This window comes from Bacteroides sp. MSK.20.12 (assembly GCF_019052435.1).
In the GTDB taxonomy this organism is placed as follows: Bacteria; Bacteroidota; Bacteroidia; order Bacteroidales; family Bacteroidaceae; genus Bacteroides; species Bacteroides xylanisolvens.
In genome coordinates this window covers 60,596-78,045 of the sequence record NZ_JAHQVH010000011.1, presented here as the reverse complement: position 1 = coordinate 78,045, position 17,450 = coordinate 60,596, and the positions used below count along the sequence as shown (strand labels likewise).

Annotated in this window: 8 protein-coding genes and 1 pseudogene; 6 read left to right on the top strand and 3 right to left on the bottom strand. The window is 44.3% G+C overall.

Features of this window, described 5'->3' with window-relative positions:
* The first annotated feature begins 6 nt into the window (after positions 1-6).
* The 3 genes from KTR06_RS08175 to KTR06_RS08165 all read left to right on the top strand — a co-directional run bounded on the left by KTR06_RS08175 (position 7) and on the right by KTR06_RS08165 (position 5,381).
* Positions 7-2,355, top strand: a complete 2,349-nt coding sequence (locus KTR06_RS08175) for a zinc-dependent metalloprotease (RefSeq protein WP_217290191.1) — start codon at positions 7-9, stop codon at positions 2,353-2,355.
* A 25-nt stretch (positions 2,356-2,380) separates the two neighbouring features.
* Entirely contained in the window at positions 2,381-4,492 is a 2,112-nt protein-coding gene (locus KTR06_RS08170; protein ID WP_217290190.1) for a DUF5117 domain-containing protein, read from the top strand.
* A 115-nt stretch (positions 4,493-4,607) separates the two neighbouring features.
* Positions 4,608-5,381, top strand: coding sequence for a radical SAM protein (locus KTR06_RS08165; RefSeq protein WP_217290189.1), 774 nt, complete (start codon positions 4,608-4,610; stop codon positions 5,379-5,381).
* Positions 5,382-5,594: 213 nt separating this feature from the next.
* Here KTR06_RS08165 and KTR06_RS24735 read toward each other — a convergent pair.
* Positions 5,595-5,771 (bottom strand): annotated as a pseudogene (locus tag KTR06_RS24735) (helix-turn-helix domain-containing protein); the annotation flags it as partial.
* A gap of 213 nt (positions 5,772-5,984) precedes the next feature.
* Between KTR06_RS24735 and KTR06_RS08155 the strand changes: the two are divergent.
* Positions 5,985-6,524, top strand: coding sequence for a DUF4143 domain-containing protein (locus KTR06_RS08155; protein ID WP_254306407.1), 540 nt, complete (start codon positions 5,985-5,987; stop codon positions 6,522-6,524).
* On the opposite strand, the gene KTR06_RS08150 is transcribed toward KTR06_RS08155, so the two are convergent.
* Complete coding sequence (locus KTR06_RS08150) at positions 6,464-10,474, bottom strand: hybrid sensor histidine kinase/response regulator transcription factor (RefSeq protein ID WP_217290188.1); 4,011 nt, start codon at positions 10,472-10,474, stop codon at positions 6,464-6,466. The genes KTR06_RS08155 and KTR06_RS08150 overlap by 61 nt on opposite strands.
* 145 nt (positions 10,475-10,619) lie before the next feature.
* Positions 10,620-12,053, bottom strand: a complete 1,434-nt coding sequence (locus KTR06_RS08145) for a sialate O-acetylesterase (protein WP_217290187.1) — start codon at positions 12,051-12,053, stop codon at positions 10,620-10,622.
* 266 nt (positions 12,054-12,319) lie between these two features.
* On the opposite strand from KTR06_RS08145, the gene KTR06_RS08140 reads away from it, so the two are divergent.
* Positions 12,320-15,592: a TonB-dependent receptor gene (locus tag KTR06_RS08140; RefSeq protein WP_217290186.1), complete on the top strand. Its 3,273-nt coding sequence runs from the start codon at positions 12,320-12,322 to the stop codon at positions 15,590-15,592.
* A 29-nt stretch (positions 15,593-15,621) separates the two neighbouring features.
* Positions 15,622-17,433, top strand: coding sequence for a RagB/SusD family nutrient uptake outer membrane protein (locus KTR06_RS08135; RefSeq protein WP_217290185.1), 1,812 nt, complete (start codon positions 15,622-15,624; stop codon positions 17,431-17,433).
* Positions 17,434-17,450 lie beyond the last annotated feature (17 nt).

The window sequence follows — 17,450 nt, the reverse complement described above, 5'->3', positions numbered from 1 at the left end:
GTCTTTATGCTAAAAGGAATTATCGGTGCAGTATTTCTTGCTGTTGTCTGTACTTGTCTGTACGGGCAACAGCAAAGTATTACAACTTTTATTAAAGAAGAAGCACCAGTGGAAGTTATTCCCGGTATGTTTACTACCTATCGAAGTGATAAACATATCTATTGGGAAATCCCGGATTCATTGATTGGACGTGAGTTTGCCGTAACGACAACTATCCTGACAGCTCCTGCCCGTCCGGACCGGGATATGGAAAAGAAATTCGGATATGCGGGTGACATGATAGGTCCGGTATTTTTCAGTTTCCGTAAACAGGGTGACGAGTTGTGGATGATGGATCCACAATATGAAAGGGTGATAGAAAATCCTGAAGGAACGTATGCAAAAATCGCTGCCCAACGTGGGAATGAAAGGCTTTATAAGATATTACCGATTAAAGCAAGGAATCAGGGAAGTAGCCTGATAGAGATTGGTGAAGTATTAAAAGATTTTCCTCTGTTCACTCTCGGCATTGTGTCTTTTGATTTGTTGATAGGTACACATCTAAGCGAAAAAGACTGTATCAAGGAAATCAAGGGATATGATAATCGTTTGTTGATACATGCGTCACGAACTTATCAAAGTTCATCAATGGGAATACCGGGTAAGCCTGTTGCACCTCCTTATATTGGAGACTGGGATACAGGTATCTGCATAAAATTACTGTCAAAAAGACCGTTGGAGGCAGTTGCTGCAAATACCGGAGCTTATTTTTCTATCAGCAAGGAGTGTTTTCAAGGGAATCAGCCTGCTATTCGGAAATCTGTTGTCAAACGATGGCGGCTGGAAATAAGGGCGGAAGATGAAGAAAGATACATGAGGGGGGAACTGGTAGAACCCATACAACCTATTATTTTTTATATAGATCGTAATACACCGGAAAAGTACATCGACTGTATCATTGAAGCGGTGCGTGACTGGCGTCCGGCTTTCGAGAAAGCTGGATTTAAGAACGCCATTGATGCGCGACTGGCTCCTACCGTTGAGGAAGATCCTGATTTTAGTATTTATGACAGTACTTATCCGTTCATCTCATGGAAGATATCAGGACAAAATAACGCTTATGGACCGACTCCATGCGAACCCCGGTCCGGTGAGATTATAGCTTGCCACATCGGTATTTTTTGCAGTGTCTTGAATTTGGAACAGAAATGGTATTTTGCTCAATGTGGAGCGAATGATCCGCAGGCATGGAATATAGAGTTGCCGGACTCTTTGCAATACGAACAGATAAAACAAGTATTGACACATGAAGTGGGTCATACATTAGGGTTGGAACATAACTTTCTGGGTAGTTCTCATTACTCCATCGATCAATTACGTGATAATGACTTTTTAAGTCAATATAGTATTGGTAGTTCCATAATGGATTATGTGCGGTGTAATTATGCTTTGCGTCCTCAAGATAAAGTTGATTTGAGAAACAGGCGGGTACGTGTCGGCGAATATGATAAGTGGGCTATTGAATGGGGCTACCGTATATTTCCGGGTAAAGATGCTTCTGAAAGAGAAAAGAACAGGAGCCTTTGGAATCAGGAAAAACAGAAAGATCCCTCGTTACATTTTTCGGGCAGAATGGATGTAAGGGCTCAGGCAGAAGATTTGGGTAATGACCATGTTATGGTTAATACACAGGGAATAGAGAACTTGAAATATTTGTGTGAACATCCGGATGTCTGGAATGTGACGGATAAAACGTCTTTGCGTGTATTACAGGGGCGTTATGAAGCGGTATTGGAGCATTATAAACAGTGGGTACAGCACGTTTTGTCTCATTTGGGCGGGAAACGTCTTGCTGAGCCGGATGATGAGAATATTTACATACCTGAAAAAGCCGATTACAATAAGAAGGTTATGAGCTTTATACAGGCTTATATATTACAACCGCCTGTGTGGATGTTTGATGAAAAACTTACCGCTAAATTAGAAATAAATGGTAGTCGGGAGTTCGATCGCTTTTATGAAGAGCTGATGTCGGAAATGATTCGTTCCCTCCGGGAAGTGGAAAGAACGGAGAATGTTTGTGAGGATATGTTGTCTGTAGATGAGTTTTTGGAAAGCATACATAAAGAATTATTTACCGAATGGGCTGACAATATTCCTGTAAGTGACGCCAAGTATAAAGTGCAGCTGCTTTATGTGAGTAAACTTGTTAAATTGTTGGATAGATCAGAAAAGATAACTTCGTCGAGATTATTGGTTTCCATCATGCAGGCTTTGAATAGAATAAAGGAGGAAAGTCTTGATTATAGCCATAAGATTACGGATCCGGTTGCCAAAAAACGGGCAATGTTTCTTGTAGATAGTATTTTGTTTTAATGATGAAAAGTAAATAAAGAAATTCATGAAGAGAAGAAGATATGTGATTGGTATATTGTTGTGTGTCACAGCTTTGCTTCAGGCACAGGATTCCGTCAAGTCATTTGACGAGTTTTTTGTTGCCGGGATGGATAAGATCGACGGTGTGTTTCCTGTGTATGTAGCGGAAAAAGAAATCTATTTGGAAATACCCGAAAAATATATCGGGCGGGAAATTGAAGTCAGTGGACAGATAGACCGAGGGTTTGATTTGTTGAATCGTCCGGTTGACGGACTGGGAGTAGTGCGTATTATATCTCCGGATAAAGCTACAATTTGCTTTCAAAAACCGTTTTATACAGAGCGTATTTTAGATGAAAAAAGCACATATCAGCAATCTTTCTCGTTGTCAAATATGCAACCTGCCGGTAAAAGTTATCCAGTGGTGGCCTATTCAAAAGAGCAGGGAGCTATTATTCGGATAACAGAGTATCTGATGACTGGCGATGACTGGTTCAGCTATAATGATAGTTTTATTCGTTCCTTGGTTCCGGAACTGTCGGAAATAATGAAAATACATCCTTTTAAGGAAGGTGTGTCGTTTACGGTCAGGCGCTATCATGGAGTTGAAGCGGAAAGATATATGCTGTCCAGTTCTGCCATTATATTGCCTGAAGGTAGTATGCCTTTGGAAGTCACTTGTGTAGTACGCTTGCTACCTCTGAAAAAAGATCAGATCCGCCTGGCAGATTACAGAATACCTTACCGGACATTGAGTTTCAAAGATTACTCGCAAAATCCTTATTGTATGGTAGAAGATTCATTGATTCTTCGTTGGGATATGTCACAACCGCTTACTTTCTATGTAGATACCCTTTTTCCGAAGGAATACTTCCAGGCAGTAAAGGAAGGAGTGGAAGCATGGAATACCGCCTTCCATAAAGCAGGTATTCATGATGCTTTACAAGTAAGGTATGCAGACCGAAAGATAATTCCGGCGGAACAACGTGCTTTTATATCTTATGATTTGAGAATACCGGGGATTAAAAGTGACTTTATCTGTCATCCTCGTACCGGAGAAATACTTTCATGTCGTCTGAATATCGGACATGGATTCCTAAAAGGAAAATTAGACGACTATCTGTTAAGTTGCGGTGCCTCGGATTCGCGTATTCTGGCTGACCGTTATTCTAAAGAAGTGGAAAAAGAATTGTTGCAAAATGAAATAACGGAAGAAATTGGATATCTTTTAGGTTTGCGCAGAAGTTTATCGAAAAGCTCGTGTGGAAAGACTTTAAAAGTTGGAGATGATGATTGCCGGACTATTTATTTTGGTTATCATCCTTTCAAAGGAGACCAAAATTGTTATGATGAACGGGAGAAGCTCCGCCAATGGATAGATCATAATTTACCAGATCACATTCGTTTATTCCAACCATCAGGGAAGGAGAATTCTAATTCTTCATTTCCAGAAGATTATGCGGTCAAAATATCGGATTTACAGACTGTAGTGAGTCGGTTGGATAAGATTGTGTATAAGGGGAAGAAATACGATAAAGGGAGTTCGCTCACTGATATATACAGAAAAGCTATTCGTCTGTATGGGAGTTATCTGATGGAAATGGCAAAGGTGGTGGGTAGTTCTCAACCGGCAGATGCGCAGCGTCAGGCAATGCTTGATTTGGACAACTATTTATTTCATTCTGTTAAAAAGATAGAATGTACCTATGTAAAAGAGAATTTGTTGGAAACAAGAAACAATCTTCTGTATCCGGAACTGACGAGGTTGTTCAAACAATTGTTGAGTGTAAAGACAATTTCAGCTCTTCGATTGCAGGCGTTGCAGAGTGACCGGAAGGGGTATGACGATATTGATTTTTTCCGGGATCTTTATAAGGGGTTGTTTAATGGTTTTGATCCGCAGTCAGCCGTTAGTTATGAACAGATGGATATTCAGCTGATATGTTTGGAAGCATGGCTGGATATTATGCAGGAAGCTACTGAACATAATAGTATAAAGAAACGTTTAACGAACGAATTGCATAGTCTGCACGATAGACTGGAGGAGCTTAGCACGACACATTCCCAAAGGGAAGTACGTGATATGTATATTCTGCTTTTGAGAAGAATGGAGCAATATTTCCGTGTGGTTTCTTGAGTGGCGTTAGAGTAATAATTTGTTTGGGATGATGAAAAAATGGTCGTACAGATAGAATAACCTATAAGTTTTGGGTTATCTTTGCTATGATTTATGAATAAATAATTAGAATAAGATGACTATTATTTTTCCTTCACCCATCTTCGGCCCTATTCATTCCCGCCGTTTGGGCGTTTCATTGGGAATCAATTTATTGCCGGACGACGGTAAGGTTTGTTCATTCGACTGCATTTATTGTGAGTGTGGTTTCAATGCCGAACATCGTACGAAGAAACTTCTTCCTACCCGTGAAGAAGTCCGCACGGCTCTCGAAGAGAAACTAAAAGACATGCAGGCAAACGGCCCTGCTCCCGATGTACTGACATTTGCCGGAAACGGTGAACCGACTGCGCATCCCTATTTCCCGGAAATCATAGAAGATACACTTGCGCTTCGCGACAAGTATTTCCCAAAAGCAAAAGTAAGCGTATTGAGTAACTCTACATTTATCGACCGTCCTGCTGTATTCGAAGCACTGAACAAGATAGATAATAATATCCTGAAACTGGATACGGTGGATGAAGAATACATTCATCTGTTGGACCGTCCTAACGGAAAATATTCTGTTAAGAAGATTATCGAAAGAATGAAAGAGTTCAAAGGAAACTGCATCGTACAGACGATGTTTCTGAAAGGAGGTTATCAGGGAAAAGACATGGATAATACATCCGACAAGTATGTGCTCCCCTGGATAGAAGCAGTGAAAGAAATCGCTCCCCGGCAAGTGATGATTTATACGATCGACCGGGAGACTCCCGACCACGATTTGCAAAAGGCTACGTATGAAGAGTTAGACCGTATTGTGGCTTTATTGGAAAAGGAAGGTATTCCGGCAACAGCTTCTTATTAAAATATAATTCAAACAGGGATATATTTCTTCTTGATAATACGTAAGAGAGTTAATATAAGAGGGCGAACTAATAGAATTCAGAAGTTTTATACTTCCTATTCTATTGCTCGCCTTTTTATTGGCTTCATGAGCTGTTTCAGCCTATTCTGACAAGGGTATATTCTCACTGCGATGAGAAAAAGTTCTCATTGCGGTGAGAGTTTTTTCTCATTACTATGAGTATTTTTTCTCATCGCAGTGAGAATGCTTGAGAATTTGTACTTCCCTGATAATGCTTCCTTTCTTCACATAATCTTTCAGCAATATCCCGAACTGCTTCTGAAAGCAACGGGCAAAGTACGAAGGATTATTGAATCCTACAATGAAACAAACCTCATTGATCCGGTATTTACGCCAAGTGTTATCTGCAAAACGTTCTTTATAAAGAACACTCCTTCCAGATTAAAGGGCTTATTTACCTAATTATGTTTCCTGTAAATACTCATTTTACCGAAACATAGTTAGGTAAATAAAATAAAGTTCTTATATTTGCATGAATTGAAGGTTATTAAAAAACTGATTTTGGTATGGAAAAGACTCTGATACGCCAGAATGCCCAATGGAATGGCAAAATGTTTGATCAATATGGGGAGCCGTTTTTCTATACCGGCTGTGGGTAAGGCACTGAAAAGCAATGAAAATACAGTTGCGTCCTATCTCAACTTTTTGTGTGACAGTTATATTTGCGTCGATGTACGTAACTTTTCTTATTCTTTGAAAGAGACTTCCCGTTCCCAGCATAAGTGTTATTTCATTGACAATGGCTTGGTTTCAGCCAATGTCTTTCGTTATTCTCCGCAAAGTGGTAGTGCCTTGGAGAATCTTGTTTATAATGAGCTGAGAAATAAAGGGTATATGAATATTTCATTCGACAATAGTAAGACGGAATGTGATTTTTTGGCGTATAAAAACGGGAAAGCTTATGGCTTTCAGGTTTGCTATGAACTGAATGACATGAACCTGAAACGTGAACTGTACGGATTCGAACTGGAAAATGTGATGCTCGAAAAGAAGATACTGCTTACTTACAACCAGAAGGAAACTTATGGGGATATTGAAGTTGTTCCCTTTTGGGAATGGGTTATGTCACCACCTTTCACATAATCTTTCGGCAATATCCCGAACTGCTTCTGAAAGCAACGGGCAAAGTACGAAGGATTATTAAATCCTACAATGAAACAAACCTCATTGATCCGGTATTCTCCTTCACGCAGCAGTTCTCCGGCTGTTTTGAGCCGTATCAACCGGATATAATCATTGGGTGGCATTCCGGTCAGCCCTTTCAACTTGCGCTGTAAGTTGGAACGGCTGATAGCCATCTCCTCTGCCATCTTATCGATGGTAAATTCTTCATTGGTGAAATTGCGGGTAATGATTTCATTGATCGTGTTCAGCCATTTCACGTCTGTTTTGTTCATTAATGTCTGGTCGTATGACATATTCGGAACGGTTGTAAAGTGGTTGAACAGCATGCGCCGGTTTTCAAGCAGATTATTGATAGTGGCTTTCATGTGGCTTAGCGAGAAAGGCTTTTCTATATAAGCGTCCGCACCATAGTCAAGACCCGCAATTTTTGAATCGATGCTGTCGAGTGCCGAAAGCAGGATAAACGGGATATGACAAAGCATATTGTCGGAACGGATGGACTTTAATAATTCGAATCCGTCCATGTGAGGCATGACGATGTCGCTGATAATAAGATCTACTGTCGTTGTCGCCAGACATTCCAACGCTTCCTTGCCATTGGCGGCTGTATGGATGGTATAGGTATTTCCCAGATTCTTAGCCAGAAACTCCAGCATATCCGTCGTGTCTTCCACTACCAGAAGAGAGTAACCGGCGGGTTCGCTCTCTTCCTCCAGAGCGGGAACCTTGTCGGGCATGGAAGTAATGGAGGGGCTGACAGAGATGCTTTTCTCCAAATACGGAATTTCCACACATACCTCGCATCCTTCCGTATAGCCGGGATTGATATAAACCTTTCCTTTATGCTTTTCCACCAACAATTTGACGAGACTCAATCCGATTCCTACTCCCGAACCGTTGTTTCCTGTGTTTCCCACTTGATAAAACGGTTCGAAAACCTTGCTGCATTCCTCTTGCGGAATACCCGGACCGTCGTCGCGTACACACAAGGAGAGCGTACGCCTTTCTGCAGACAGATGTTCGTCCAAAATCACCATAATGCGGGTGCGGGCATATTTCATGGCATTCGTCAGCAGGTTGCTGATAATTTTAGTCAGCGCCTCCTGGTCTACATTATATTGCAGATGTTCTTTCGGCAGGGAGACACTGAAAGAGATTCCGGTCAGGGAGATGGCACGGAAACGGTCGATGATGTCCTCTATCATCCGGTTGATATCCACTTCATTGAATGAAAGCGTATAACCTTCCTTGTCCACTTTGCGGAAGTCGAGCAATTGTTTGATAAGCTCCATCAGCCGGTTGGTATTCTTTTGTATCACAGACAGGTTGCTTTCCACTTCACTGTTCCATTCATGTGTTTCCAAAATCGCTTCCAGCGGAGCTTTGATAAGACTAACCGGAGTCTTGATTTCATGTGCCACTTGGGTGAAGAATGTAATTTTCGACTGGAACAATTCCTGATTCTTGATTTGTTCCATCTCTTTCATCTTTCTTGCTTTCACAGCCTGCTGTTTACGCAAATAAAGCTGTATCAGGAAATATGCGAGGCCACACGCTATTAGTAAATAGAAAATCTTGGCATAAATGGTCTTCCAGAGTGGAGGAAGAATTTCAATATGCAGGCAACAGTCGTCATTGCTCCAATATTCATCGTTGTTACTGGCTTTCACACGGAAAGTATATTCACCCGGAGGCAGGTTGAGAAAAGATACGTTATGTTTATCCGTATATATCCATTCTTTGTGAATACCGTCCAGTTTGTAGGCATATAAATTCTTGCTGGGAGCCACATAACTAAGACTTTCGAATGCGATGTCGAACGATACCACCTGATAAGGAATCGTTACTTGTCCGCTAAGAGCAGGTATACGCTTGCTAAGGCTTACTTTGTCGTCGGGGCTGTGCATATATACCGCCGAGATAGACGCCGTAGGTCTTACCTTATTAATAGATAACTTGAACGGATAAAAACAATTGAACCCGTTCACTCCACCGAAATAGAATTTCCCGTCACTGGCCTGCAGGGAAGAACGGAAATTGAACTGGTTGCTTTGTAATCCGTCCTCGATGGTATAGAGCTGTGCCCGTTTGTTTTGCGGCTCATACCGGATCAGTCCCCTATTGGAAGAAAGCCAATAGTTACCCGATTGGTCGTCCAGTATGCCATAGATGATATTGTTCGGCAGATTCTCTTTGGTGGAGAAGTTTTCAAAACGGTCTTCCTGATAGTGATAACGGCAGATGCCACCGCCTTCGGTACAGAACCATAGATGCTGCTTATGATCGATATACACACGGATTACCCAGTTGCTACAAGGAGAATCAGGATTTACTGGGTCGTTGCGATAGTTGTGCAATTTACCGGTTTGGCGGTTGTAACGCCAAATGCCGTCCCTTTTGCTTGCCAGCCACATGTCCCCATGTTGGTCTTCAACCATATCGTAGATAAAGATATGGCTTAAAGGTTCCAATGTTCGGAAAGAGTCACTTTCCGGGTCATACCGGCAGAATCCGGAAAGCGTTCCCAGATAAATGCTGCCATCCTTCGTTTGATAGATGGAGTAGATATGGTCGTTAGGAATTGAATGTGGGTTTGCGCGGTTATGGCGATAGTTTTTCATTTTTCCCGTTTGAGTATCCAGGATATATAATCCCCGTGAGAAACTGCCAATCCACAATTTTCCTTCATTGTATAGTAGTGCATGGATATTGTGATAACCGATGTTAGGGTTACTGCTTCTCAACAGATGGTTTTTGAACTTTTTCGTGCGGGGATCAAAGAGATTCAGCCCCCCGTCTTCGGTAGCAATCCAGATGTTACCGTCGGGATCTTCGCAGAATTGGCTGATTACATTTCCCGAAAGAGAATTTTCCGTACCATTGGGATAATACCACTCGATATCCTTATGCTTGGGAGACAGGTAACTCACTCCACTGAAATAAGTCCCGATCCAGATTCCCCCTTCCCTATCCTGATAACAGGCATAGATACTTTCTTTATTTTGTTCGTCGTCGGTAGGCAGACATTCTCCTGTCGTGGTGTTGAATGTATAAAGTCCGTCGTCGGAGCCGAGATAGAAAGAGTTGGCTGTTCGTTGAAACAAGGTGCGGATGCGCGGAATGGTAAGCGTGTCCCCTTCTCCGAAGTAATAGCGGAATTGCCCTGTCTCCTTATTGAACCGTGCCAGTCCCCCGTACCATGTACCCACCCATAATACTCCCTGCGAACTTTCCATCAAAGAGATAATCTCGTTGCAGGCAGGACGTCCGAAAGAAGTGTCCTCGGATATATACCCTGTGAAGTTGTCCGTGCGTTGGTTGTATTTCGCCAGCCCATTCCGGGTACCTATCCAGATAGTCCCGAACGAGTCGTTGTAAATCACCCATACGTGATTGTCCGGCAATGAATGGGGATCGGAAAGAGAATGTAGATAGTGCCTCAACGTACCTTTTTTCTCGTTGTAGACAAACAGTCCGTTGGTTGTTCCGATCCATAACTGCCCGTCATTGTCGTATGCCATTCCGAAGACACTGTTGACTGTCACTCCGTCTTCCGTCTGTGTATCGAATACGGAGAATTTCTCCTCCCGCGAATCGAATAAATACAGTTTTTCCGTACTGGCCACCCAAATCTGATTGTTATCCTGATGGCGGCAGATAGTTACTATATTCATATAACTGTTTCCACCGTTTTCTGACGAATGTCCGTAGTTGGTGAACTCGATACCGTTGAAACGATTCAGCCCGTCCTGCGTTGCAAACCACATATATCCGATGCTATCCTGAAGGATGCTCCGGACACAATTGCCCGATAACCCCGATCTAACGTCATATTTCTTGTAGATATTGGCGAAGACCAGAGAAACGGATGCCAGCAGTATACATATAGATAAGATGGATCGTTTCATAATTTCCTTTCTTTATATCCCCTGTTTGCAGGAGCTATATATCCTGCGTATTGGATCTATATGTCCAATACGTTGGATCTATATGCCCAACAGATTGGATATATAGCTCCTGTAAACAGGGTAATTATCCCCTTTATAGAAGCCTTTATTTCACGTCATCCCACGTATCTGTGCGGAACGGGAAAGCACTCAATCCGAAAGTATTCCGCAGCGTGATATTTCCCACATAATTGCGGAAAGCATAGCGCACGGCAACCGGTTGGGCTACATCTTCACTCCACACTTCTACTGTGTTGGTACGTCCTACAATCTTTGCTTTCGCCGGATAGAACTTCTTGTCCGCTCCCGCAATCTCGAATCCTTCCAGTTCGGAGAAAGTAGGGAACAATCCCGCAGGTGCGTTATCGAATGTCACTATGGCCTTTTTGTCCGCATAGTCCACTTTAGTCATCGTCGGACCGTTGGATGGCAATCGGCGAATACCGTATGTTTTAGTCAGTGCAAGCGTAGCCAACCGAAGCCCTACTACATCCTTCTGTGGCGGATGGATACAGAATTCATCACCAATATCCGTAGTAGGCACCATGCCCGAATTAGGAATTGTTTTCAGTGCTTCCATCTGTGCTTCCCGCAATAGAGCGGCCCCTGTATCACGGCTGTCCTTATATTTATGAGGAGCAATCTGCACATAATAGAAAGGCATATCGGGAGCCTCCCATACATTTCTCCATAGCTGCACCATAGCAGTCATCATCGGAGCATAGAATTGATAGTTGGATATATTCGATTCTCCCTGATACCAAAGGAAACCGCGTGCCGTGAAGTTCTTAACAGGCCATAACATCGAGTTGTACAGACATTCCAAACGCTGGTGCACCCCTCTTTTAGGATTTTTGGCAGCTTCAATGTTCATACCTTCCACGGTTTTCAATGTCGGTTCATCCATCCATGCTTCAATCGCCGAACCTCCCCAACTGTTGATAACCAGTCCTACCGGGAGATGGAGACTTTCAGTCAGTTGGCGGGCAAAGAAATAGGCGGCGGCACTGCAATCAATGCTCGTTTCGGGTGACGATACTTCCCATTTTCTTTTCTCGAAATCCGTGCGGCGTTCTGTATCATTGGTTCTCGGTACGGTAATAAAACGAATACGGTCGCGATAATTTCCCGAGTTCAGCAGCGTTTCAAGTGAGTGGTCAATGGGTTGTGCTGCATTTCCCATCATACGCATTTCCATGTTCGACTGTCCGGAGCAGATCCACACCTCCCCTATCAGTATATCCGAGAGAGTGACCGGAGTGCCGTCACTGATCGTAATAGAATAAGGAGTATATCCTCCTTCGGGAGTGTCTACTTTTACCAGCCAGGCCCCGTCTTTATCCGTAGATGCCTGATAAGTCCGGTTGTTCCACGAAGTGGTGACAGTTACTTTTTTGCCGTCCGCCCAACCCCATAACTTAACGGAGCTGTTCTGTTGAAGTACCATGTGATCTCCCATCATTGCAGGGAGTTTTACTTTGCCTTGTGCAATCGGCAGGAATAAAAGTGATAAAATAAGAAGTAGAAAATGTTTTTTCATACTGTTTTTATTAGATATTCGACGAATAATTATTAGGTATCAGGCAAAAATACAACCTATTTTTAAATATGGAATAAAACTAGCTAGTCATTTTCTGATAAAAGCTGGTCGAAATCTTAAAAGCTTGTTTTTCCTTTCCATTCTCCGCCGAATTTTCTTAATTAGTGGCATCAATCGCCTAAACAGTATTATTAGGTTGGCTAAATATCCCATTTCTTTGCAGGGTGAGTATTTAACAACCTAATTGTTTCATTAAATCTAATAAAATGAAAAAGAAGCATTATCTATTATTTTTATTGGCTTCGCTCTTTTTACTGACAGATGTGGTGTGGGCACAAACATCTGCCACGGTAAATGGAGTAGTGATCGATGAGAATGGAGAAACCCTTCCGGGTGTTTCCGTCGTCGAAGTAGGTACAACAAACGGTGTCCTGACAGACCTGAACGGACACTACACCTTAAAAACAACTTCTGCCAAACCTTCTGTTTCTTTCAGTTACATTGGTTATCAGACCACCACGCTTCCCCTGAACGGACGTACGAAACTTGATGTACAGATGAAAGTGGAGACGAAAGTGCTGGATGAAGTAGTGGTAGTGGGCTACGGTGTACAGAAGAAAGTGAATCTGACCGGCTCCGTGACTTCCATCAACTTTGCCGACCAGACGGAAGGACGGCCCATCATGAGTGTTTCTTCCGCCCTTTCGGGACTCGCCGCCGGTATGAACGTCACACAAGCTTCGGGACAACCCGGCTCGGACGGTGCCACCATCCGCGTCCGCGGTAACGGTACGTTCAATACCAACTCCCCATTGGTCCTGGTGGACGGTATCGAATGGAGCATGGACAATGTGAACCCCAACGACATCGAAAGCATCTCCGTACTGAAAGACGCTGCCTCCACAGCTATTTATGGTACGCGCGCCGCCAACGGAGTCATCCTTATCACCACCAAAAGCGGGAAAGGCAAACCGCAAATCTCCTATTCTTATTCGGGAGTTGTGCAGATGCCTTACAATAACCTCTCTTTCGTGAGCGACTATGCCCGCTATATGGGACTGGTGAACGAGGCTTGCGACAATGTGAATACCAAAGGCATCTTCTCGCAGGAAAGCATTGACCGCTGGAGGGCTGCTTCTGCCGATCCGAACGGGTTGAACGAGTACGGAGTACCCAATTACGTAGCTTATCCCAACACCGATTGGTTCGACGAAGTATTCGACACCGGATATTCGCAAGAGCACAACCTGTCTGTCTCCGGCAGTTCGGAGAAAGTGAAATACATGCTTTCATTGGGCTATCTTGACAATCAGGGAGTCATGAACCGCTGGAACCTCGACTCAAGTACGCAGAAAATCAATTTCCGTACCAACCTGGAAGCCAAGATAGTGAAATGGATGACTGTCGGCACCCGTCTCTACGGACAAAAGCAAGATTACGGGATGGCTAATATCAGCAACGGATTCAAGTATCTCTATCAGACCACTCCGGGTGTATACCCCGGCGAACCGAACTACTGGGGACGTGCCGCACTGGCCAGCGAAGAATCTTCCAATGCCAATAATATCTTTGGTCAGATGGCAGGAGCCACCGGTTTCAATACCGTCTGGCGTCTCAACGCATCAGTCTACGGAATTATCACTCCCTATAAAGGGCTCAACATTGAAGGTACATTCAACTATTCGCCGACATTCACCGACAAGTCTTCTTATAGCCGCCAAAATGGTTATTGGGACTACGTCACCGACCAGCGTGTCAGCGAAAGCGCGTTGGAGAACGCTTCCATCACCAATACGAGTGCACGCACCTGGCGTCAGAGTGCCGAAATACTGGTACGCTACAATACAACCATCAAGAAAGACCACGACCTGGGCGCACTGCTCGGATATTCCGCACAGGAATATTACAGCAAGAGCTTTGCCGTTTCCCGTAAAGGCGCTACGGACTGGACGCTGAACGAATTAAGCACTTACGAGACGCTCGTCAGCTCTTCCAGCTCGGCACCCGCCAAATGGGGATTGCTCTCTTATTTCGGCCGTGTCAACTACGGATATAAAGGACGTTATCTCTTCGAAGCCAACCTTCGTGCCGATGCCTCCTCCCGTTTTGGTGTGAACCAGCGTTGGGGATATTTCCCCTCGTTCTCCGGCGGATGGCGTATCTCAGAAGAATCATTCATGCAGGGAGCATCGGACTGCCTCTCTAACCTGAAACTGCGTGTTTCCTGGGGAAAGACAGGTAACAACTCAACGGGCAACTACGACTGGCAGGCAAACTACGCCACAGGCAATGTCGTAATCGACGGTGAAGGAACCAAAGGACTGGTACGCAAGAAACTAAGCAACGACAAGCTGCATTGGGAAAGTACCGCTACCACCGACATCGGACTTGATTTCGGCTTCTTCAACAACCGCCTGACGGGTGAGATAGACTATTATAATAAGTATACTTCGGACATTCTCTACCATCCCGAACTCTATCTTTCGATGGGTGTCGTAGGCTCTGCTCCCGAGAATCTGGGTGAAGTGCGCAACCGTGGTGTTGAATTTACCCTCAACTGGAACGACCGCATCGGAAAAGATTTCGAATACCGGGTGGGTATGAACTTCTCTTTCAACGCCAATAAAGTAATGAAGTTCAAAGGCGAACTCCAGAAATACTGGACGTATGATGCGCAGGGAAACAAAGTCAGCTATGTCAATAACTTTAGTGATGTGTCTGAATCCGGTTTCGGAGGTTACATCTGCGAAGGCCGCCAACTTGGGGAAACCTATATGTATAAGGTGTACAGAGGTTCCGGCGAAGGCTATACCGGAGGTGCGGTGGATATCCATGCGGGGCCGAAGGACGGAATGATACGTACGAAAGAAGATATGGTATGGGTGCAGGCCATGATTGACTCCGGTTATTCGTTCGGAGGAATGAAGACAGTTGCCAAAGACCAGCTTTGGTATGGTGATATACTCTATGCCGACAGCAACGGTGATATGAACTACGGCGATACCAACGACCGGGATTTCTCCGGACACACCAGTGTCCCGAAATTCAATCTGGGTTTCAACTGTGCTTTCTCTTACAAGAACATTGATTTCTCCATGTTATGGTCGGGAGCTTTCGGGCATTACCTCAACTGGAATACGGATTACTACAACTCGACACTGGTCAGCCACGGATATGGCATTATCGAGCATATTGCCGATAACCATTACTTCTTCGATCCTTCCAACCCGGACGATCCGCGTACCAATCAGTGGGGCAAATATCCCCGCCTGACATACGGTACTACCTATAATAACAGAATCCAGAGCGACTGGAACGAATATAAGGGTGACTACTTCAAGTTGAAGAATATCCAAATCGGCTATACGTTGCCGCAACGGATTTCCAGCAAGTTCTTTGTTAATAAGCTCCGTGCTTTCGTGTCGATGGACAATATTCTGACGATTACCAGTTATCCGGGACTCGATCCGGAAATAGGAACTGCTATCGGTTATCCGTTGATGCGTCAGATCTCTTTTGGCGGACAGATTACCTTTTAATGATGTAGAACTAAAAAACAGAATCTGATATGAAAAAGATATTAATGATTTTAACGATGGCGCTGGCGGCTACCTCCTGCATGGATATTCTCGATGTGGCTCCGGAAGACCAGATTGCAAGTGAAAACATGTGGACCACGGAAGAGCTTGCCGACAAGGGAATGGCAGGACTCTACTTCCCGTTCTATGCCACCCAACTCTCCTCCACCCAGCTTCGCCGTGCCGACGGACTGAACCGTCAGGGAATCGAAGCTATGAGCTTTGCAACCGATTATTATTCCAACAACTATCCGGTGGAACTGCTTTCGCTGGCCACCAAACCTGCCAATGACTTTCAGGTGTGGTATGAATGGAAGTTCTGTTACACCATCATCCATGCGTGTAACGATGCGATTTCCAATCTGCATAAAGCGGATATGAGCGCTAATAAACTGGCGCGTTACCAATGCGAAGCCCGTTTCCTCCGTGCCTGGGCGTACAATCGTCTGAATATGCTTTATCAAGGTGTCCCCGTTTATTTGGAACCTATCAATAACGAAGACTGTACCCGTGCCCAATCTTCGGTGGATGAGGTATGGCAAGTGATTCTGGATGATTTGACGTATTGCATCAACAATCCCGACTTCCCCAATAACACGCTGAATGAAAACTACGGCCGTCCTTCTAAAGGTGCCGCTTATGCCCTGCGTGGTATGGTATATATGTGGAAGAAGCAATACAAGGAAGCGGGCAACGATTTCAAAGAAGTGGAAACGTGTGGTTATGGTTTGTGGACAGGCGAATATGCCGATTTCTTCAAATATGAAAACGAAAAGGATAAAGAAATGATCTTCTCGCTCCAGTTCAGCGAAGAAACCGGTTATTGTGATAACATTCAGCAAATGACTGGCGCCCGCGATACGTATGATGGCTGGACGGAAATAAAACCTTCCGCAGACTTTGTAGATTACTATAAGAACGCAGACGGATCGGACTTCAAATGGTCGGAAGTAGACGGCCTGCAAGACTGGGACTTGCTGACTCCGAAACAGCGTGAAATCTTCTTCTGCCGTGACGGACTGGAATCCATGTCCTCACAAAAGAATGCGCTTATCAAACGGGTAGGCGAAGATATCTATCAGAAATATTACCTGAACAGCGGTAATGAAGCCCGCATCAAAAAGGCGTATGACAGTCGTGACCCGCGTCTGCAACAGACCGTCGTTACTCCTTATGTGCCAGTGGACTGCTACAAACCTAATTATGCAGGAGATGCCAACCAAATCGGTAAACAACTCCGTTGGCCGTTGAAGGAACAGGGCACGAATGGTGGAGACTTCTGGCTCGATAAACGTACTTCTGCTTTCTACTGCTATCGCAAGTACAATGAGTTTGAGAAAGGCCGTTTGATTAGCCGGAGCCGTTGCCATACCGACTGGCCGTTGATTCGCTATACCGATGTACTGTTGCAGTATGCCGAAGCATTGGCGCAGACCGATCAGTTGGGAGAAGCCATCCGCCTGGTGAATAAAGTGCGTACCCGTGCCCACATGCCTGCACTGACAGAGGGCGGAAGCGGCCCGTGCGCAGTGAACGGAAAGGAAGACATGCTCGAAAGGATACGCTATGAACGTCGCGTGGAATTCTGTCTGGAAGGAATCAACTTCTTCGATGAAGTACGTTGGGGAACCTACAAAGAAACCAAATTCCAGGGGAAAGACATCAATGGCGGCAAATCCTGGTGGGGCGAACTGGTAGAGTATAACTGGTATTACACCGATTACATGTGGCCGTGGACTGCTCCTATCGTTGAAACGCAAAAGAACCCGAACCTGACTAAACGAAGCGGTTGGGCGTATTAATCATAAAGATTTGAATA

Bases quoted from the DNA above. Each gene is read 5' to 3' on its own strand.
- KTR06_RS08140 (WP_217290186.1), top strand. From the start codon at position 12,320: ATGAAAAAGAAGCATTATCTATTATTTTTATTGGCTTCGCTCTTTTTA.
- KTR06_RS08155 (WP_254306407.1), top strand. From the start codon at position 5,985: ATGGCAAAATGTTTGATCAATATGGGGAGCCGTTTTTCTATACCGGCT.
- KTR06_RS08145 (WP_217290187.1), bottom strand. From the start codon at position 12,053: ATGAAAAAACATTTTCTACTTCTTATTTTATCACTTTTATTCCTGCCG.
- KTR06_RS08165 (WP_217290189.1), top strand. From the start codon at position 4,608: ATGACTATTATTTTTCCTTCACCCATCTTCGGCCCTATTCATTCCCGC.
- KTR06_RS08135 (WP_217290185.1), top strand. From the start codon at position 15,622: ATGAAAAAGATATTAATGATTTTAACGATGGCGCTGGCGGCTACCTCC.
- KTR06_RS08170 (WP_217290190.1), top strand. From the start codon at position 2,381: ATGAAGAGAAGAAGATATGTGATTGGTATATTGTTGTGTGTCACAGCT.
- KTR06_RS08150 (WP_217290188.1), bottom strand. From the start codon at position 10,474: ATGAAACGATCCATCTTATCTATATGTATACTGCTGGCATCCGTTTCT.
- KTR06_RS08175 (WP_217290191.1), top strand. From the start codon at position 7: ATGCTAAAAGGAATTATCGGTGCAGTATTTCTTGCTGTTGTCTGTACT.